We start from the raw sequence: 18208 nt of genomic DNA, 5'->3' as shown, positions 1-18208 counted from the left end.
TTACGCGTGGCCTTTGAACCACCGGTAGAAACGCTTCCAGCCCACGCGCAGGCTGGCCACCCAGCGCGGGTCGGCCACCAGCGCGGCCTGGGTGGGGGTGGGCTTGAGGCCGGTCAGGCGCTGGCGCATCTTCAGCAGGTTCTTCATGTCGCTGCGCCGCAGCTGGTGCGAGACCGGGTGCACCGGCAGCCAGCGCGGGCTGCGCCAGGCCGAGGTGAAGTCCACCAGCACCGGTACCCCGCCACTGACCATCACATTGGTGCCGTGCAGGTCGTTGTGGGTGATGCCGGCGGCATGCAGGCGGCTGAGCGCGAACTGCAGCTGCTCGAACACCTCCACGCCCACCGACTGGGCCGCGCTCAGGGTCTGGCCGGGAATGAACTCCATGCCCAGCGCCAGCCCACCGATGGTACCCAGCAGCGCCGGGGCATGCTTCCAGCCGCTCAGGCGCTGCAGGATGCGCGCCTCGCGGCGCACCAGCAGGCGCGCCACCGGCGACAGCGGCGTGCCACGGTAACGGGTGTAATCCTTGACCACCGCCTGCTGGCCGTTGAGGCAGGTGCGGTAGACATCGGGTTCGAGCAGGCGTTCGCCGCGCTTGAGCAGCTGGGCGGGGACGGCGTCGGCGACGCACGGGGAGATGGGTAGGTTCATGACGCTCTTTGGGCGACCCGGTGGTCGGCGCAAAGCGTCAGGCGTACCGGTGTTGCGGCTGGACAGGGGGAAGTACTAAGATTTCGTTAATTTTAATACTCACCAGTACACGAATCCAGATAATGTCGGAGAAATGTCGTAATCGGCGCTGGAACAGTTCGTCGCACTATTCGGACAATGTCGTCTCACTATCCCTTGAAAGATAGGTAAATCAATAAGATGCAGTGACCGTGGTGGGAGAGGTGCGTGATCGGTACGGCAGGCGTGCGTCCAAAGCTGGGGCTGAACGAGACTCACTTCGCGCTTGACCCCGACGCGGCCGCTGCCGACCATACGCTGTTGATTGCGACAGCAGCGGCCGCCCCCACCGGCACGTCCCCGCTTCCTGTCGCGCTACCGGTGCCGGCCCCCGTGCATCGCCCCCACCGTTTCGGGTCCGGCTTGGCCGGAGGAATATTCGATGATCAAGATCGTGCTGGCAGTGCTGTTCATCGCCTGCGTGCTGTACATCCATTACCGCGGCAAGGTGCGTGCGCGCTGGTCGCGCCAGCTGCTGGACCACTCCAGCTTCATGGCGCCCATCAACGTGATCATGTACCTGTTCTCCAAGGTGCCGACCACGCCGTTCCTGGACCCGGCCAAGGAGTTTGCGCAGCTGGAGCCGCTGCGCCAGAACTGGCAGATGATCCGCGACGAGGCGCTGGCGCTGCGCGATGCCGACAAGATCGCCGCGTCCAGCACGTTCAACGATGCCGGTTTCAATTCGTTCTTCCGGCGTGGCTGGAAGCGCTTCTACCTGAAGTGGTATGGCCCCTCGCACCCGTCGGCCAAGGCGTTGTGCCCGAAGACCACCGCGCTGCTGGAGTCGCTGCCGGACGTGCGCGCGGCGATGTTCGCCCAGTTGCCCTCGGGCAGCGAACTGCGCCCGCACCGCGACCCGTTCGCCGGCTCGCTGCGCCTGCACCTGGGGCTGGCCACGCCCAATGACGATGCGTGCTACATCGTGGTGGACGGGGTGAAGAAGAGCTGGCGCGATGGCGAGTGGATGATGTTCGATGAAACCTACATCCACCACGCGCATAACGAAACCGACCACGACCGGGTGATCCTGTTCTGCGATATCGCCCGCCCGCTGCACTTCGGCCTGCCGGGGCTGTTCAACCGCGCGGTGGCCGCCACGCTGCTGGCCGGCGGTGCCTCGCCGAACCTGCCGGGCGATCCCACCGGGGGCGTCAACAAGGCGTTCGGCAGCGTCTACAAGGTGCGGCTGAAGGCCAAGGCGCTGCGCGAGCGCAGCGTGGTGGCCTATCAGGTGATCAAGTGGGGCCTGGTGCTGGCGGTGATCGCCGGAATCTGGGCGATCTGAGCCGGAGAGGTCAACGTCGCATCGACCAACGGTCGATGCCTACCTTGTCGCGCCATCCCCGGTAGGTGCCGACCGTTGGTCGGCACGCAGGCAACGAAAACCCGCGCTGTTGCCAGCGCGGGTTTTTTGTTGGGGATCGTGTTGCCTCGGCCAACGGCGCATCGACCAACGGTCGATGCCTACCGGGTGGTGGATCCGCATCGCGTAACGGTCGATGCCCGCTGGGTGGTGGATCCGCGCTGGCCCGGTGGGTACCCGGATGCGTGGATTCCCGGTGGATTGGGCCGCGTCCGGTAGGTGCCGACCGTTGGTCGGCACGCTCCCGCTTCAGCCCTTCAGGGCTGAAGCCACGAACGGCGGGGTCACCAGCACGCCGGTATGCAGCGCGGCGGTGTAGTACAGCGTGTCGAAGGTCTTGGCGGCCGAATCGGCCTGGCGGAAATCGAAGCTGCTTTCGCCCTTGCGCGCCAGGGTCACGCTCCACCAGCCGGTGGGGTAGCACGGCTGCGGGAACGGCAGGGTCTTGAACGAACCGAAGCCGGCCTTGCCCATCTCGGTGCGCATTTCGTTGATCAGGTCCAGCTGCATCAGCGGCGACTCGGACTGCTGCACCAGGATGCCGTCGTCCTTGAGCGCCTTGAAGCAGCTGGCGTAGAACGCCTTGTTGAACAGGCCTTCGCCCGGGCCGACCGGGTCGGTGGAATCCACGATCACCACGTCCACGCTGCCTTCCGGGCAGTTGGCCATGTAGGCCACGCCGTCATCGAACATCAGCTCGGCGCGCGCATCGCCGTTGGACGCGCACAGTTCCGGGAAGTGCTTCTCGGCCATGCGGGTGACCTGCTCGTCGATGTCGCACTGGGTGACGCTCTCCACGCCGGCGTGCTTGAGCACTTCGCGCAGGGTGCCGCAGTCGCCGCCGCCGATGATCACCACGCGCTTGGGCGCGGCGTGGGTGAACAGCACCGGGTGGCTGATCATCTCGTGATAGAAGAAATTGTCCTTGCTGGTCAACATGATGGCGCCATCGATGGTCATCAGGTTGCCCCAGTCGGTGGTTGCGAAGATCTCGATCTTCTGGAACGGCGACTGCACTTCATCAAGCTTTTCACCCGGCTTGCCCTTCAGGCGGTAGCCGATGGCCGAGCCGGTGCGCTCGAAGTGCTCGATGTACCAGTTGTTGTTGTCAGTCATGGGGTAACGATCCTGTGCGGGAAGGGAAAAGCCGGGCGGGCGGCCGAGGTGCGGCCGGTTCCGGACGGCGGCCCGTTCAGGCTCGGGGGAGCGGGAACAGGCGCGGGCGCGGATTGTAACGGACCCTTGGCGACACAGGCGTTATCATGCACGCCCTTTTTCCTGTTCAGGCCTACTGAAATGACCGATTGGTCCCTCGACCAAGCCCGCAAGACCTACTCGATTCCGCATTGGGCGGATGGTTACTTCGACGTGGATCAGGCAGGACACATGGTGGTGAGACCGACTGGCCAGGACGGCCCGGTGGTGTCCTTGCCGAAGATCGTCGATGCCGCGCGCGAGGCCGGTGCCAAGCTGCCGCTGCTGGTGCGCTTCCCGGACATCCTGGGCCAGCGCCTGGGCAAGCTGCAGGCCGCCTTCGCGCAGGCCCAGGCCGATTGGGAGTACCCGGGCGGCTACACCGCCGTGTACCCGATCAAGGTCAACCAGCACCGTGGCGTGGCCGGCACCCTGGCCAGCCACCACGGCGAGGGCTTCGGCCTGGAAGCGGGCAGCAAGCCGGAACTGATGGCGGTGCTGGCACTGTCGCGCCCGGGCGGGTTGATTGTCTGCAACGGCTACAAGGACCGCGAGTACATCCGCCTGGCCCTGATCGGGCGCAAGCTGGGCCTGCAGACCTACATCGTGATCGAGAAGCCGTCCGAGCTGAAGCTGGTGCTGGAGGAATCCAGGGCACTGGACGTCAAGCCGGGCCTGGGCGTGCGCATGCGGCTGGCCTCGCTGGGCGCGGGCAAGTGGCAGAACAGCGGTGGCGACAAGGCCAAGTTCGGCCTGTCCCCGCGCCAGCTGCTGGACCTGTGGAAGTCGCTGCGCGATACCGAGTACGCCGACTGCCTGAGCCTGCTGCATTTCCACATGGGCTCGCAGATCTCCAACGTGCGCGACATCGCCAACGGCATGCGCGAGGCCACCCGTTACTTCGTGGAGCTGTCGCGCCTGGGCGCCAAGATCACCCACGTGGACGTGGGCGGTGGGCTGGGCGTGGATTACGAAGGCACCCGTTCGCGCAGCTTCTGCTCGATCAACTACGGGCTGAACTCCTACGCCAGCAACATCGTGCAGCCGCTGGCCAACGCCTGCGAAGAACACGGCCTGACCCCGCCGCGCATCGTCACCGAGTGTGGCCGCGCGATGACCGCGCACCATGCGGTACTGATCGCCAACGTGTCTGAAGTGGAACAGGCCCAGGAAGGCCGCGTGCCGGACCAGCACGACGACGAGCCGGCGGCGATCCGCCACCTGCGCGAGATCCACGACGAGCTGGATGTGCGCCCGGCGGTGGAGCTGTTCCAGGAAGCGCAGCATTTCCATGCCGAAGGCCTGTCCAGCTACGCGCTGGGCCAGATCGACCTGCCGCAGCGGGCGCGCATCGACGACCTGTTCTACGCCATCGCCCATGCGGTGCGTGCGCGCCTGAGCTATGACGAGAAGAGCCATCGCCCGGCGCTGGACGAATTGAACGAGCGCCTGGTGGACAAGTATTTCGTCAACTTCAGCGTGTTCGAATCGATCCCCGATGCGTGGGCGATCGACCAGGTGTTCCCGATCGTGCCAATCGAACGCCTGGACGAGCGGCCGCAGCGCCGCGGCATCATCGCCGACATGACCTGTGATTCGGACGGCATGGTCAAGACCTATGTCGGTAACGAGAGCCTGGACAGCTCGCTGCCGCTGCATGCATTGAAGTCCGGCGAAAGTTACCGGATCGGCTTCTTCATGGTGGGCGCCTACCAGGAAATCCTCGGCGACATCCACAACCTGTTCGGCGATACCGACGCGGTGGAAGTGCTGGCCGACGCCGATGGCTATGCGATCACCCAGCAGCGCCGCGGTGACACCACCGATGTGATGCTGGATTATGTGGGTTACCGCCTGGCCGACCTGCGTGCCAGTTACGCCGAGCGCGTGGCGGCCGCCGATCTCACCCCGGAACGCGCGCGGGAGCTGTCCGACGCGCTGGAAGCGGGTCTGACCGGGTACACCTACCTGTCCGACGAACCGCTGGCATGAGCGTAGCGCCGGGCTGTGCCCGGCGTTGCCCGGCGGCACCCCACGCATGAGCGCCCGCGCGATCTTCCACCTGTTCCTCCACGCCGCGGTGCCTGCACTGTTGGCGTGGATGTTCTGGCGCAAGCGCTTCGCTTCGGCATGGGTGCTGTTGCTGCTGGGCTGGATCATCGACCTGGACCACCTGCTGGCCGATCCGATCTACGCACCCAACCGCTGCAGCATCGGTTTCCATCCGCTGCACACCGCGCCGGCGATTGCGGTGTATGCCGGGCTGTGCGTACCGAAGAAGACGCGGTTGTTCGGGATCGGCTTGATGCTGCATATCGTGCTGGATGCGATCGACTGCTGGTGGATGCACCACGCCCGGTAGAGCCGACCGTTGGTCGGCTGGCCCCCAACGCGTGCGATCGGTTTCCGCGCCGAAGGCAGCCGACCAACGGTCGGCGCTACCCGGCCGGCAGGGTCACGGTGGCGCGCAGGCCCGGCGCGGCATTGGCCAGCACCAGCGTGCCGCCGTAGCTTTCGGCGATATCGGCCACGATCGCCAGGCCCAATCCGCTGCCCGATGCGCGCTGGTCCAGCCGCACGCCGCGCTCCAGCACGCGGTGGAGGTCCTGGTCGGGCAGGCCCGGGCCGTCGTCTTCGACGGTGATCTGCAGTGTGTTGCCCACCGGGCGCAGGGTGACCCCCACCTGGTGCGCAGCCCATTTGCCGGCGTTGTCGAGCAGGTTGCCGAGCATTTCCTCCAGATCTTCGCGTGCGCCGGCGAAGATGCCCTGGGCGTTGGCATCGTGCTGGAACGCCAGCCCGCGTTCGTTATGCACGCGCTGCATCAACGTGCACAGCGCATGGATCACCGGGGCGGCCACGGTGCGTTGCTGGCTGTCGGCGCCGATGCCGGCGGCGAGATAACGGTCGATGCTGGCCTGCATGCGCGTGGTTTCGCTGCGCAGGGTCTGGCGCCAGTCGCTGCCATCGCCGTGGGCCTCGGTGGCCAGCACCGTCAGCGGGGTTTTCAGGGCGTGCGCGAGGTCTTCGGCACTGCGCCGGGCACGCACCACCATGCGCTGGTGATGGTCGAGCAGGTCGTTGAGCTGTGCGGCCAGCGGCGCGACTTCCTTGACCAGTCCGCGCTGCGGGAAACGCACGTTCTCGCCCTGGCGGACCTGTCCGGCAATGCGCCCCAGGTCGGCCAGTGGGCGCAGCCCGTAATGCACCTGGGTGACCAGCACCGCGAACCACAGGGCCACCAGTACCGCCAGGGCGAGGGCGGTGCGCTGGCGGAAGGCGCTGACCTGCGCATCCAGCTCGCTGCGGTCGGTGGCCACCACCACGCGCAGCGGCGTGGGCACGCGCGGCAGGGTGACCTGCTGGGCCAGCGCGCGTAGCGGCGTGTGCAGCGGGCCGGTGCTGTCATAGGCCTGCGCCGGGCCGGTTTGCAGGGTGGGCGGTACCGCCAGCGTTTCGTCCCACAGCGAGCGTGATTGCCCCAGCGGCTGGCCATTGGCGTCCTGTATCTGCCAGTAGGTACCGGAGAACACGCGCTGGTAGCGTTCGTCGAACAGCGCGCGGCGCATCTGCAGGCGCCCCTGCGCATCGCTTTCAGCCAGCGCCAGCACCGCGATCAGTTCATTGCCCAGCCGCTGGTCCATCGCCGCGCGCGCGGAACGCTCGAACATCGCGCCCAACCACCACGTCGCCACTGCCGAGACCAGCACCAGGCCCAGGCCGCCGGCGAGCAGCAGGCGGGTGCGCAGCGAGCCGGTGTTCATGGCGTTGCCGACAGGCGGAAGCCCTGCCCGCGATGGGTATGGATCAGCGTGCTGCCGAGCTTGCGGCGGATCCGCCCGATCAGCACGTCCAGCGTGTTGGAGTCGGGATCGAATCCGGCGTCATACACATGCTCGCCCAGCCGCGAACGGCTGATCACGATGTCCGGGTGGTGCAGGAAGTAGCTGAGGATGCGCTGCTCCTGCGGGCTCAGGTGCAGCAGTTCACCGTCCAGTTCGAAGCGGCCGGCATTGACGTCCAGCAGCAAGGGCCCGCAGTGCAGCCGCGGGCTGGCGTGGCCGGCGCTGCGGCGAATCAGTGCACGCAGGCGCAGCAGCAGCTCTTCGGGCTGGAACGGTTTGGTCAGGTAGTCGTCGGCGCCGGCATCGAAGCCGGCCAGTTTGTCGTGCCAGCGTGCGCGCGCGGTCAGTACCAGCACCGGGAAGCCGCGCCCGGCCTGGCGCCAGCGCTCGATGATGCTCAGCCCGTCCAGGCCTGGCAGGCCCAGGTCGACCACGGCGGCGGCGATGTCCTCGATCTGCCCGAGTTCTTCGGCGGCCCGGCCCTCGGTGCTGTGCAGCACCACGTAGCCGGCCTCTTCCAGCAACGCCTGCAGGCGCGTGGCCAGCGGCACATCGTCTTCGGCCAGCAGGATCCGCATCAGTCTTCCTCCATCTTCAGCAGGCGCCCGGTGGCAGCATCGTAATCGAGCTCCATGACCATCCCGTTGGCGCCGAGGATCTCGATCTCGTACTTGCCGTCGTCCAGCTCCACTTCCACCAGTTTGCCGGGGTAACGTCGCAGCGCATCGGCCACCACCTGCTGCAGCGGCACCCACCGGCCCTGGCGCACCGCATCGCGTACGGCCTGCTGCTGGCTGCCGCCACCGTCGAGCACCCGCAAGGGGTCCTGCGGGGCAAGCGCCAGAAGCAGCGGCAGCAACAAGGCGGGGGCAACGGACATGCGCGAAAGCTCCAGGGGATGCGAACGGTATACGCCGCGCGCTTAAACGTTGTCTAACACCCCAGCTCATGGTCCGCTTAAGTGCGCTTGCCAGACTGGCGGTGCCGGGACAGACCGGCCACTACTGGAGCCCCTCATGAACAAGCTGATCCTCACCGCTGCCCTGGCCACCGCGCTGGTGTCCACCCCGGCCTTCGCCGCGGACCTGTCCGCCGCCGACGTGCAGGCCAAGCTGCGTGCCGCCGGCTATACCCAGGTGCTCGAACTGGAGCGCGATGATGGCCTGTGGGAAGCGGATGTCACCCGTGCCGATGGCAGTTTCGAGGAAGTGATCGTCGACCCGGCCAACGGTGAAATCTTCGACCCGCGCAGTGGCCGCGCGCTGCTCGATGCCGGGCAGATCCTGGAGCGCGCCGGCAAGGCCGGATTCGGCCAGATCGAGTCGTTCGAGCGCGATGGCGCGACCTGGAAGCTGGAGGCCCGCAACGCCCGCAACCAGCGCGTGGAAGTACGCATGAGCGGCCATGACGGGCGCGTGCTGTCGAGCAAGCGCGAGGCCTGGTGGGACTGACGGCCGGCGCTGTTCCCCAGCCAGACGCGGAAACGGCCGGTTGCCCGGCCGTTTCGATGCAGCTGCCACGGGCCGGCTTACCAGCCCGACGGTGGGTAATCCCAGTAACCGGGCCCCGGGCCGTAACCACCGTAGCGGCCATAGCCACCATACGGGCCGAAGAAGCCGGGGCCCTTGCCCTCGCTGACCCGGATGTTGAGGTTGACGTTGTGGGTCTTGCCTTCGTCGGTGGTGTAGTTCTTGCTCAGGTTCACTTCGGCGGCGTTGTAATGGCTGTTGCCGAAATTACTGGAATAGCCGATGCCGGTGGTCAGGCTGCCGTTGACCCGCAGCTTGTCGTCGGTGACGTTGGCGATGCCGTTGGCCGCGCCCGGGTCGCCCAGGCGGCGGCCGCTCTTGTCGCCATAGAAGGTGCCGGGCGGATCCCCGCGCAGCGAGCCGTCGCCCAGGTACTGCATCGGCGCCTGCGGGAGGGCCAGGTTGAGGTCGGTGGCCGACTGCGGGCCGGTGGCACCTGCGGCGGACTGGGCCAGGGCGACACCGGGGGCAAGCAGGCACAGCAGCAGGGACAGCGTGCGGATCATGGGTGGCTCCGGGGCGGGCGGGCAGCAGGCAGGCCGCTGACAGCGCTGACGCTATCACCGGCTGCTTGAACGATGCCTGTCATGGCACCGGCTACCCGGGAACTTTACTCCAGCCGCTCGAAGCCGAACAGCGCGGCCAACCGATGCCGGCGGCGCTCGATCCGGGCGCGCAGCAGGTGGGCGCCGATCATCGAATAGGTAATGCCGTTGCCACCGTAGGCCATGGCGAACAGCACCCGCGGCCCCCATTGCCGGTGCGGGCCGAAGAACGGCAGCCCGTCGGCGGTTTCGGCGAAGGTACCGGCCCAGGAGAACGCGGGCTGCAGGGGCAGATGCGGGAACAACGTGGTGGCCTTCCTGAGCAGCTTGGCGGCCTTGGCTTCAACCCGGCGATCGCGCCGGGCCGGGATATCCATCGCATCGTCTTCGCCGCCGATCAGCAGGCGGCCGTCGCCGGTGCTGCGCAGATACAGGTAGGGGCGGGCCGATTCCCAGACCAGGGTGTCGGTGAGCGGGCCCAGCAGGTCCGGGGCGATCGGGTCGGTGATCAGCGCATAACTGCTGCGGTTGCGCGCCACCGAGGGCTTGAGCCAATGCTGGTTGGCATAGCCGGCGGCCATCACCACGTGCCGGCAGCGGATCTGCACGCCCGTCGTGGTGAGGGCAGTGACCCCGCGTGGGGTAGGGGCGAGCGACTGCAGGACAGTGCGGTCGTAGACCCCGCAGCCCTGCCGCTCCAGCCGCATCAACAGCCGGTAGGCCAGCCGGTAGGGGTCCACCCGCGCGGCCAGGGCGCTGAGGATCGCCCCGGGTGCATCGATGCCGAACTGCGCCTGCACCTGGTCGGCCTCCAGCCAGCGCACGTCGAACCCATGCCGCTGGCGCAGCGCGTATTCCTGCTGCAGCACGGCACGGTGGCCGCGCTTGCTGGCGTAATACAGGCTCTGCATGCGCTGGCAGTCCACCCCGGAAAACGCACCGGCCACGGCACGCAGGGCCGGGATCGCCTCGGCGCAGGCCTGGTAGGCCAGTACCGCATTGGCCTCGCCATACTGCCGGGCCAGGTCGATCATGTGGGTGTCGATCTCGTACTGCAGCAACGCGGTACTGGCAGCGGTGCTGCCCCAGCCGATGTCGCGCTGCTCGATCACCCCGACCTGGTGGCCATGGGCACTGAGCTCATTGGCAATCAACGCCCCGGTAATGCCCCCGCCCACCACCAGCACCTCGCAGTGCAGGTCCTGTTGCAGGGGCGGAAACGCATGCATCAGTCCGTTGCGGACCGCCCAGAACGGGTAGCCACTCTTCAGGTCCATGGGGGTCAGGCCGTGGGCCGGCCGGTGTGCGGCGTCTGGATCAGGCGGGAGAGGTCGAAGCCCTGCTGGCGCGCCTGGGCCAGGTAGTGTTCCTGCACGGCAAGGTCCAGCGTGGGGGTGCGCGACAGCAGCCACAGGTAGTTGCGGTCCGGGCTGCCGACCAGCGCCACGCTGTAGTCCGGAGCGACCTGGATCACCCAGTAGTCGCCCTTGGTGAAGGGAATCCAGCGCAGGCCCTTGGGCAGGAAACTCACTTCCAGCCGCGCGCTGTCGTTGTCCACCGCGCAGGCCTCGCCTTCGGCTTGCTCGATCTGCTCGCCCATGCGGCAGCGGTTGAGCACCGCCACATGGCCGGAGTCCTTGAGGCTGTAATGCGCGGACACATCCGTGCAGTCGTCCGGTTCGTGCTTCATCGGCAGGCGGGCGATTTCATACCAGGTGCCCAGGTAGCGCGGCAGTTTGAGATCGGGGACGGTTTTCAGGGGGGCGTGTGTGTTCATCGCAGGCGGGCAGTGGAGGTCACCACCACGATGCCGGGCGGGCTGCCATAAATGGGTGAAGCCGAGGCGAGCGTGGTGTCGAGAACGCTGCGTTGCCGCGGTGTGGCGGTGGTGTCGCGCCGGTGCCCGTGCCGCAGCGCTATGCTTGCAACACCGGCATCCACGCCGGTGTTTACTTGTCATGGGAGCTGCAGATGTACCAGGTGATCCTGCTCAAGAGCGACAGCGGTTATTCGCGCGAACGCTGGGAGACGGTCGAGGACGTGGTCGACCACGAGGGCGTGACCTATTCACTGCGGGCCGGTCCGCGCCAGCCCCTGCCCACCGCCCACGCCTGGGACGAGGTGGCGGTGTATGCACCGGACGAGATCAGCGAAGAAGAGTTCCAGGACTGGTACGGGCGCCTGCAGCCGCAGGTGGAAGAGCTGCGCCTGAAGTATTGAGCGCCGCACACCCGGTGTGAACGGGGGGCGGTTTATAGTTCGCGCAGGCGCGGTGGTCCGCGCGATCCTGTGCGGTGTACCGGCTTGTCTTCCCGTCTTCCTTCTCGTTACTCGCGGCCGCTGGCCTGGTTGATGGTGTGTGCCTGGCTGGCGCTGGCGCCGGTGGCCCTGGCCCAGGGCGATGCGGACGCCGAGGCGGACCCGATCGCGCAGCTGGCGCAGGCCGACAAGGACTACAAGCAGATCCAGGCCTCGCTGGACGAGGCCGACAGCCGCGAGACGCTTAAAACCCTGTCCGACAGCGCGCTGGCCGTGCAGCGCGACGCCGACGCTGCGCGCAATGCGCTGCAGCCGCAGCTGGACCAGCTGGACGCACGCCTTGCCCAGCTGGGCGAGGTGGCCGAAGGCACCGTGGAGGCGCGCGACATCGCCCAGCAGCGCAAAGCGCTGAACCAGCAACGCAGCGACATCACCTCGGCCATCGCCCGCGCCAACCTGCTGGCCGGGGACGCCCGGCAGCTGGGTGCCGATATCGAAAAAATGCGCGTCACCCAGTTCAGCGAAGAACTGGCGCGCAAGGTCAATTCGCCCTTGTCGCCGTCGCTGTGGCGCACCTTCGCCACCGATGTGCCGACCGACTACCGGGGTCTGGCCGGGCTGTACCACCAGGGCGAGCGCACCGCCCGCAAGGCCATCGCCGAGCATGGCTGGAGCGCACCGTTGACCGGGGTGGTGCTGGCGCTGCTGATGTTCTTCCCGCTGCGGCTGTGGCTGCGTTCGCTGGGCCGCCGTTACGCCGCCTCCGAGCGGGCGCCGGACGGCCGCCTGCGCCGGTCAGGGCTGGCGGTGTGGCTGCTGGTGGTGGGCACGCTGCTGCCCGGTTTGGCGGCCATGGTGCTGGTGGCCTCGCTGGATTCCATCGGCGCCATTCCACCGCGACTGGAAAAGCTGGCCCTGCACTTCCAGGTGGCGACCTTCGTGGCCGCGTTCATCACCGCGCTCAGCGCCTGCCTGCTGGTGCCCAAGCGGCCGTCGTGGCGGTTGTTGAACCTGGACGACATGGCCGCCTGGCGGTTGCGCAAGTACGCCTGGGGCGCCGCCGGGCTGACCTGGATCAGCATCCTGCTGGTGGAGATCAACCGTGCCTCGCGCACCAGTGAGATCACCACGGTGGCGGTGGATGGGCTGATCGCCATCACCTACATGGCGTTGATCATCGCCATCCTGGTCTCGCTGGCGCGGCTGCACCGGCGCCAGGCCGCCGAAGCGGAGGCCAAGCTGGAGGCGCAGGCCGAATCGGGTGCCAAGGGCAAGCAGAAGGGCCCGGTGCGCCGGAGCGGCTGGATCGTGGTGGCGCGGCTGGCCGGGCATGTGGTGGTGGCCGCGGCGGTGATCGCCACCCTGCTGGGGTACCTCAACTTCGCGCTGTTCGTGGCCCAGCAGCTGGTCTGGGGCGCGGTGGTGCTGTTGGCGGCCTCGCTGCTGCTCAAGTTCGCCGACGACCTGGCGACCTGGCTGCTGTCCTCCACCAGTCGCGCCGGGCAGACCATCGTGCTCACCACCGGGCTGAGCGAGTCGCGCGTGGAGCAGGCCGGGGTGCTGCTGTCGGCGGTGCTGCGGGTCGGGGTGATCGTGCTGGCGATGCTGGCGCTGGCCGCGCCGCTGGGCAACCTCAACGCGTTCTATGGAAGCCTGGATTCACTGTCGGCGGGGTACACCTTCGGCAAGACCACGCTCAAGCCGAGCAGCGTGGTGTATGCACTGCTGGTGTTCGTGCTGGTGTTCGTGCTGGTGTGGGCGGTGATGCAGGCGTTCCAGCGCTGGCTGACCGAAACCTACCTGCCCAAGACCGAGCTGGACGCCGGTGCGCGCAATTCCATCAGTACCGTCACCCGCTACCTGGGCATCATCGCCGCGGTGCTGTGGGGCCTGACGACCTTGGGCATTCCCTTCGAGAAGCTGGCGCTGGTGGTCAGTGCGTTGTCGGTGGGTATCGGTTTCGGCCTGCAGGCCATCACCCAGAACTTCGTTTCAGGGTTGATCCTGCTGGCCGAGCGCCCGGTCAAGATCGGCGACTGGGTCAAGCTGGGCGACCAGGAAGGCGACATCAAGCGGATCAGCGTGCGCTCCACCGAGATCCAGGTGGGCGACAAGTCCACGTTGATCGTGCCGAACTCCGAACTGATCACCAAGACCATCCGCAACATGACGATGGGCAATGCGCAGGGGCGCATCCAGATCCAGTTCTCGGTGCCGCTGAGCACCGACGTGGCGGCGGTGCGGCAGATCCTGCTGGATTGCTACGCCGGGCACGTGGCGGTGCTGGCCGACCCGGCACCCTCGGTGTTCATCGACTCGATCGCCAACGGGCAGATCGCGATCAACAGCTTCGCCTACGTGTCCGGTCCGCGCGCGGTGTACGGCGTGCGCAGCGATCTGTACTTCACGATGCTGCAGACCTTTGCCGAGGCGGATATCGCGTTGTCGTCGCCGACCGATATCCATCTGGTCCGCGACCCGGCAGCACCGCCCGAGACCCGGTAGGTCACGACCGTTGGTCGTGACACGCGCGATCCCGCCGTCCTGGCGTGCGGCGATCAGCCGCGGTTGCCGCGCCGCGACGGTACCAGTGCGAAATTGTCCACGGCCAGCTTCTCGGCGTGGTTCAACCAGGCGCGGATTTCCAGATCGTCCACTTCGTGGTCCAGCCCGAACGGCACGCTGATGCGCCCCTGTGCATCGGGCTGCACCCACTGCTGGGCGACCACCACCTTGCGTTGCGAGGACACCGCTTCAATCCAGAAGCCCCGGTCTGGCGACTGCTTGGCCACGAACTGCAGCATGTACTGGCCGGCGCGGGTGCGGCGGCCCTTCTGGGTGATCATGTGGGCCTGGCGGATGCTCGGGCGCGGGCCGTTGAACGGCTCCAGCGGGCCATCCACGGCAAAGCCCTGGCGCAGCGCGTCGTCGCGGTACAGCTTGATACCCTTGTCCTGGTTGACCAGCATCGCGCACCAGTCACCATCGGCCGAGCCATCTTCAAAGGCGGTGCAGCGGTCCACGTAGGCCAGGGTGTTGGCCGGGTCGGCCAGGTCGAACTGTTTGGAGGTGTTCTCCAGGTACACCGATTTGAGGTCCCACTGCTTGTCGTATTCCAGCAGCACCGGCGGCTGCACGTGCTGCAGGCCGATCACCACCTGGTTGTCCTCGTCGATGCGCAGCTGGCGGGTCTTGTCGCCCAGCCACAGTGAGCGCGAGAACGCCAGGTAACGCGGGTAGTCCTTGCCGTTGTCGCGGAACGCCGCCGCGCTGGCGCTGTCGGCGCGCTTGGGGTCCAGCAGCGAGCGGCCAAAGCCGATCGCGTTGATCTGCGGTTCGATCAGGCTCAGCAGTGTCGCCCCCGAATCCAGGGTGGACCCGGCGGTGGCGGCCAGCTGGCGCGGGGCGATGTCCTTGCCCAGGAACAGCAGCATGTTCTCGCGCGTCTGCTTGGCCAGCAGGTGGCTGAGATCATTGGGCATGGCCAGGTGGTCCGAGGCGATCACGATCAGCGTGTCTTCGCCGTACGGGCTGGCCCGGATGCGGTCGACCAGCCTGGAGATCAGGCCATCGGTGCACTTGAGCGCGTTGAGCAGGCCGATGTTGCCGTAGTCGCTCTTGTAGCGGGTGCGTTTGCACGCCACCGGCAGGTGCCCAGCCGGGTGGTGGGTGTCCATGGTCAGCGTGGTCAGCATGAACGGCTGGCCGGCCTTGGACAACTGCATGAAACGGTCGTAGGCCTTGTCCAGCAGCACGTCGTCGTGCACGCCCCAGGTGGAGAAGTGCGAGCGGGCGATCTTCTGCTGCTTGAACCAGGCCAGGTCGTCGACGGTATCGAAGCCGTGCGTGGCCAGGAACTGGCCCTTGCCGGCGAACTGCCCGTTGGCGCCGCCCAGGTAGTGGTTGGTGTAGCCCTGCTGCTTGAGGTAGTCGCCCAGGCAGACCGCTTCGGGCAGGAAGCTGCCCATCCGGCCCATGCTGTTCTCGTCTTCCTTGGCGGTGGTCAGCGGCACGCCGCACATCGAGGACACCAGCCCGGCGATGGTCCAGCCACCGCCTTCGGCCGAGACCAGCCCGCGCACGTCCAGTGCCTGACCGGCGAGGCGGTTGAGATTGGGCATCAGGTCGGGGAAGGCGGCTTCATTCAGGTAGGTGCGTTCCAGACTTTCGCCGTAGATCCACACGATGTTGCGCGGCTTGGCCAGCGGCTGCTGCGGGATGCGGTACTCCGGCGCGATGACCGCATAATCCACCGGGCGCATCTGCTGGTACAGGCGCTGGCCATCGCTGTACAACGGGCTGACCAGGATCGCCAGCAGCCACAGTGCCGCAAAGCTGCCGAACACCACCTTGCCGTGTTCGATGCGGCGCCAGCGATGCACGCGTGCCATCGCCAGCGGCGACAGAGATACCAGAAGCAGCGCGATGTAGCCGGCGATGTAACCCTTGAAGTCGCCGATCCCGGCACCTTCCATGTCTGCACCGAGGTGGTACAGCGTGGCCGCGTTCAATCCATCTCCGGACAGCTTGTTGATCAACCACCAGGTACTCAGCAGCACCAGCAGCAGCGACATCAAACCGGCTTTCCACCACACCCACTTGCTCGAAGCGAGCAACAGCCAGGTGAGCAGCAACAGGGACAGCAGCAGGATCCAGAGCATGGGCAATATCGGCAGCGGAGACAGTTGGTGATGGACGCCATGACAGCGTGTTTTCCCATCCGACCGGCTGTCCCAACCACACCTGCATGACAAGCCGATGACTCGATCATGCCTACACTAACCTGACTGAAATGTTTGTTCGCCGCCTGCGCCACGGTGCTACAACGCATTGATATCCATGGTGTAAAGCATGCGTGAAGAAGCGCGCTGAACACGCGTCGACACGCACCATCATCGACGTTACGCCGTGCTGCCGCGCTTCAACGGTGCCCGCGTTCTTCCTTGGAGCGCGCGCGCCTGTCGAAGATCAACGCACTGAGGATGATGCCCAGGCCCAGCACTACACCGATGAGCATCAGCGACATGGCGATGGCCGGGTAGCCGAACAGATGCCAGCCGGTGTCGACCTTCATCATCATCGCCGCGGCGAGAATCAACGCCGCGGTGACGATGCCGGCAGACACGCGGTTGGCGATCTTCTGCAGGTTCTCCATCAGGCGCGACTCTTCCAGCCCGGTCACCTTCATCTGCAGGCGGTTCTCGGCGAGCAGGGCGAGGATGTCCGACAGCTTGCGCGGGCCTTCGCGCAGCAGCTGCTGCACTTCCATCGCCTCGCTGGCGAGGTTGGCGGCCGACAGCGATTTTTTCAGCCGCGCGCGCATCACATGCTGCAGCTGGCGCTCGACGATGCGGCGCGTATCCAGTTCCGGCGACAGCAGCCGGCACACCGTTTCCAGGTTGAGCAGGGCCTTGCCGAGCAGGCTCAACTCGGGCGGGGTACGGAGTCCGCTGGCGGTGGCGATGCGAACCAGGTCCAGCACGACGCGGCCTTCGGAGAAGCTGCTGTTGGCCGCGTAGCGGGCGATCATCTGCCCGGTCTCGCGCAGGTAGCGCTCCTCATCGAATGACTCCAGCCGCGTGCTGATGCCGATGATCTCGTCGGCCACTTCTTCACCGCGGCCATCCACGGCGGCGAACAGCAGCTTGAGCAGGCGCTCGCGCAGGCGCGGTGGCATGTGCGCGACCATGCCCAGGTCGAAGATCGCCAGGCGGTGGTCCGGGGTGACGCGCAGGTTGCCTGGATGCGGATCGGCGTGGATTTCACCATGCACGAAGATCTGGTCGATGTAGCCCCGGATCAGCGCGGCGGCCAACGGCTGCATCGGCTGCTCGGTGCGGCGGATGTCGGGGATCATGTCCACACGCACGCCATTGGCCATTTCCATGGTCAGCACGCGGTGGCTGCAGTAGTCCCAGATCGGCTGCGGCACCCACAACAGCTTGAACGGCCGCAGGTGCTGGCCAAAGCGCTGCAGGTTCTCCGCTTCGGCCTGGTAGTCCAGCTCCTGCATCAAGGTCTTGGCGAACTCGTTGAGCCAGTCGCGCAGGCGGACCCGGCGACCGACCTGGGTGAGGTGGTCAGCGGCGAGCGCGAAACTGCGCAGCACCTCCAGGTCCGAGCGCAGCTGCGCGGCCACTTCCGGTTTCTGTACCTTGACGGCGACCTCGCGGCCATCGTGGAGCACGGCGTGATGCACCTGCGCGATCGAGGCGCAGCCCAGCGGCACCGGGTCGAAACTGGCGAACAGTTTGCCCACCGGGGCGCCCAGTTCCTGTTCGATGATGTTCTGGATGCGCTCGACCGGGATGGGGGCAACGCTCTCCTGCATCCGCTCCAGCGCGGTGGCGAACTCCACCGGCACCATGTCCGGGCGGGTGGAGAGCATCTGCCCGAGTTTGACGAAAGTGGGCCCCAGCGACTCCAGGTCGGTGACGAACTGCTCCGGGTTGCCCTCCGGGGGCACCTCGTGGACCGCGCGTGCATCCAGGTTCATCCCCGAGAACACCCCGGAATTGCGGTAGCGCAGCAGCAGGCGCAGGATCTGGCTGCGGCGGTTCATGCCCTTGACCAGCGAGGGAGAACCGGGAGAGGCAGGCGTGGTGTTCAAGCAGGGCTCCTGGACGTCATCGCCACCAGTGTGGCCGGGGCCGGGTGGTGGAGCGGTGAATCATCGGGGGCGCTACCGCGAACCGGCCCGGATCGGTCAGAATCCAGACTTCCCCTTGATTCACTTGG

At 66.8% G+C, this 18208-nt stretch carries 16 protein-coding genes; 6 read left to right on the top strand and 10 right to left on the bottom strand.

All coding sequences use genetic code 11. The annotated features are described in order from the left end of the window. Complete coding sequence (locus AC3IR9_RS19435) at positions 1-654, bottom strand: RIO1 family regulatory kinase/ATPase domain-containing protein (protein WP_489292811.1); 654 nt, start codon at positions 652-654, stop codon at positions 1-3. 460 nt (positions 655-1114) lie between these two features. On the opposite strand from AC3IR9_RS19435, the gene AC3IR9_RS19430 reads away from it, so the two are divergent. Continuing rightward, a complete protein-coding gene (locus tag AC3IR9_RS19430; RefSeq protein ID WP_489292809.1) occupies positions 1115-2020 on the top strand; it encodes an aspartyl/asparaginyl beta-hydroxylase domain-containing protein in 906 nt (301 codons plus the stop codon). Positions 2021-2347: 327 nt separating this feature from the next. On the opposite strand, the gene speE is transcribed toward AC3IR9_RS19430, so the two are convergent. Next, positions 2348-3214, bottom strand: a complete 867-nt coding sequence (gene speE / locus AC3IR9_RS19425; RefSeq protein WP_489292808.1) for a polyamine aminopropyltransferase — start codon at positions 3212-3214, stop codon at positions 2348-2350. Between the two features lie 180 nt (positions 3215-3394). Between speE and speA the strand changes: the two genes are divergently transcribed. Next, complete coding sequence (gene speA, locus AC3IR9_RS19420; protein ID WP_489292807.1) at positions 3395-5284, top strand: arginine decarboxylase; 1890 nt, start codon at positions 3395-3397, stop codon at positions 5282-5284. Positions 5285-5330: 46 nt separating this feature from the next. Continuing rightward, on the top strand, positions 5331-5654 hold the full coding sequence (locus tag AC3IR9_RS19415) for a DUF6122 family protein (protein WP_489292806.1): 324 nt from the start codon (positions 5331-5333) through the stop codon (positions 5652-5654). Between the two features lie 76 nt (positions 5655-5730). Here AC3IR9_RS19415 and AC3IR9_RS19410 read toward each other — a convergent pair whose 3' ends face one another. The 3 genes from AC3IR9_RS19410 to AC3IR9_RS19400 are packed head-to-tail and all read right to left on the bottom strand — an operon-like array spanning position 5731 to position 8017. Next, on the bottom strand, positions 5731-7056 hold the full coding sequence (locus tag AC3IR9_RS19410) for a sensor histidine kinase (protein ID WP_489292805.1): 1326 nt from the start codon (positions 7054-7056) through the stop codon (positions 5731-5733). Then, positions 7053-7715: a response regulator transcription factor gene (locus tag AC3IR9_RS19405; RefSeq protein WP_489292804.1), complete on the bottom strand. Its 663-nt coding sequence runs from the start codon at positions 7713-7715 to the stop codon at positions 7053-7055. Before AC3IR9_RS19405 ends, AC3IR9_RS19410 begins: the two co-directional genes overlap by 4 nt. Further along, positions 7715-8017, bottom strand: coding sequence for a PepSY domain-containing protein (locus tag AC3IR9_RS19400; RefSeq protein WP_489292802.1), 303 nt, complete (start codon positions 8015-8017; stop codon positions 7715-7717). Before AC3IR9_RS19400 ends, AC3IR9_RS19405 begins: the two co-directional genes overlap by 1 nt. A 136-nt stretch (positions 8018-8153) precedes the next feature. On the opposite strand from AC3IR9_RS19400, the gene AC3IR9_RS19395 reads away from it, so the two are divergent. Then, a complete protein-coding gene (locus AC3IR9_RS19395) occupies positions 8154-8588 on the top strand; it encodes a PepSY domain-containing protein (RefSeq protein ID WP_489292800.1) in 435 nt (144 codons plus the stop codon). Between the two features lie 77 nt (positions 8589-8665). Here AC3IR9_RS19395 and AC3IR9_RS19390 read toward each other — a convergent pair whose 3' ends face one another. From AC3IR9_RS19390 to AC3IR9_RS19380, 3 genes are all read right to left on the bottom strand, one after another. Then, positions 8666-9172: a hypothetical protein gene (locus tag AC3IR9_RS19390; protein WP_489292799.1), complete on the bottom strand. Its 507-nt coding sequence runs from the start codon at positions 9170-9172 to the stop codon at positions 8666-8668. 104 nt (positions 9173-9276) lie between these two features. Continuing rightward, on the bottom strand, positions 9277-10488 hold the full coding sequence (locus tag AC3IR9_RS19385) for an NAD(P)/FAD-dependent oxidoreductase (protein WP_489292797.1): 1212 nt from the start codon (positions 10486-10488) through the stop codon (positions 9277-9279). Between the two features lie 5 nt (positions 10489-10493). Beyond that, positions 10494-10988 carry a lipocalin family protein gene (locus AC3IR9_RS19380; protein ID WP_489292795.1) on the bottom strand — a complete coding sequence of 165 codons (495 nt, stop codon included), beginning with the start codon at positions 10986-10988 and terminating at the stop codon, positions 10494-10496. Positions 10989-11182: 194 nt separating this feature from the next. Between AC3IR9_RS19380 and AC3IR9_RS19375 the strand changes: the two genes are divergently transcribed. Both AC3IR9_RS19375 and AC3IR9_RS19370 read left to right on the top strand, forming a co-directional pair. Then, entirely contained in the window at positions 11183-11431 is a 249-nt protein-coding gene (locus AC3IR9_RS19375; RefSeq protein WP_489292793.1) for a hypothetical protein, read from the top strand. 132 nt (positions 11432-11563) lie between these two features. Beyond that, positions 11564-13975: a DUF3772 domain-containing protein gene (locus AC3IR9_RS19370; RefSeq protein WP_489295915.1), complete on the top strand. Its 2412-nt coding sequence runs from the start codon at positions 11564-11566 to the stop codon at positions 13973-13975. Between the two features lie 53 nt (positions 13976-14028). On the opposite strand, the gene AC3IR9_RS19365 is transcribed toward AC3IR9_RS19370, so the two are convergent. Continuing rightward, positions 14029-16131 (bottom strand): phosphoglycerol transferase I, encoded by a 2103-nt coding sequence (locus AC3IR9_RS19365; RefSeq protein WP_489292792.1) that lies wholly within the window; start codon positions 16129-16131, stop codon positions 14029-14031. Between the two features lie 260 nt (positions 16132-16391). Next, positions 16392-18032, bottom strand: coding sequence for an ABC1 kinase family protein (locus AC3IR9_RS19360; RefSeq protein WP_489295913.1), 1641 nt, complete (start codon positions 18030-18032; stop codon positions 16392-16394). Between the last annotated feature and the right edge of the window lie 176 nt (positions 18033-18208).

Source organism: Stenotrophomonas sp. GL_101, from assembly GCF_057835675.1.
The sequence above is the reverse complement of the archived record's forward strand: the minus strand, read 5'-3'. Positions and strand labels throughout refer to the sequence as shown.

Bases quoted from the DNA above. Each gene is read 5' to 3' on its own strand.
- AC3IR9_RS19435 (WP_489292811.1), bottom strand. From the start codon at position 654: ATGAACCTACCCATCTCCCCGTGCGTCGCCGACGCCGTCCCCGCCCAG.
- AC3IR9_RS19430 (WP_489292809.1), top strand. From the start codon at position 1,115: ATGATCAAGATCGTGCTGGCAGTGCTGTTCATCGCCTGCGTGCTGTAC.
- speE (WP_489292808.1), bottom strand. From the start codon at position 3,214: ATGACTGACAACAACAACTGGTACATCGAGCACTTCGAGCGCACCGGC.
- speA (WP_489292807.1), top strand. From the start codon at position 3,395: ATGACCGATTGGTCCCTCGACCAAGCCCGCAAGACCTACTCGATTCCG.
- AC3IR9_RS19415 (WP_489292806.1), top strand. From the start codon at position 5,331: ATGAGCGCCCGCGCGATCTTCCACCTGTTCCTCCACGCCGCGGTGCCT.
- AC3IR9_RS19410 (WP_489292805.1), bottom strand. From the start codon at position 7,056: ATGAACACCGGCTCGCTGCGCACCCGCCTGCTGCTCGCCGGCGGCCTG.
- AC3IR9_RS19405 (WP_489292804.1), bottom strand. From the start codon at position 7,715: ATGCGGATCCTGCTGGCCGAAGACGATGTGCCGCTGGCCACGCGCCTG.
- AC3IR9_RS19400 (WP_489292802.1), bottom strand. From the start codon at position 8,017: ATGTCCGTTGCCCCCGCCTTGTTGCTGCCGCTGCTTCTGGCGCTTGCC.
- AC3IR9_RS19395 (WP_489292800.1), top strand. From the start codon at position 8,154: ATGAACAAGCTGATCCTCACCGCTGCCCTGGCCACCGCGCTGGTGTCC.
- AC3IR9_RS19390 (WP_489292799.1), bottom strand. From the start codon at position 9,172: ATGATCCGCACGCTGTCCCTGCTGCTGTGCCTGCTTGCCCCCGGTGTC.
- AC3IR9_RS19385 (WP_489292797.1), bottom strand. From the start codon at position 10,488: ATGGACCTGAAGAGTGGCTACCCGTTCTGGGCGGTCCGCAACGGACTG.
- AC3IR9_RS19380 (WP_489292795.1), bottom strand. From the start codon at position 10,988: ATGAACACACACGCCCCCCTGAAAACCGTCCCCGATCTCAAACTGCCG.
- AC3IR9_RS19375 (WP_489292793.1), top strand. From the start codon at position 11,183: ATGTACCAGGTGATCCTGCTCAAGAGCGACAGCGGTTATTCGCGCGAA.
- AC3IR9_RS19370 (WP_489295915.1), top strand. From the start codon at position 11,564: ATGGTGTGTGCCTGGCTGGCGCTGGCGCCGGTGGCCCTGGCCCAGGGC.
- AC3IR9_RS19365 (WP_489292792.1), bottom strand. From the start codon at position 16,131: ATGCTCTGGATCCTGCTGCTGTCCCTGTTGCTGCTCACCTGGCTGTTG.
- AC3IR9_RS19360 (WP_489295913.1), bottom strand. From the start codon at position 18,032: ATGAACCGCCGCAGCCAGATCCTGCGCCTGCTGCTGCGCTACCGCAAT.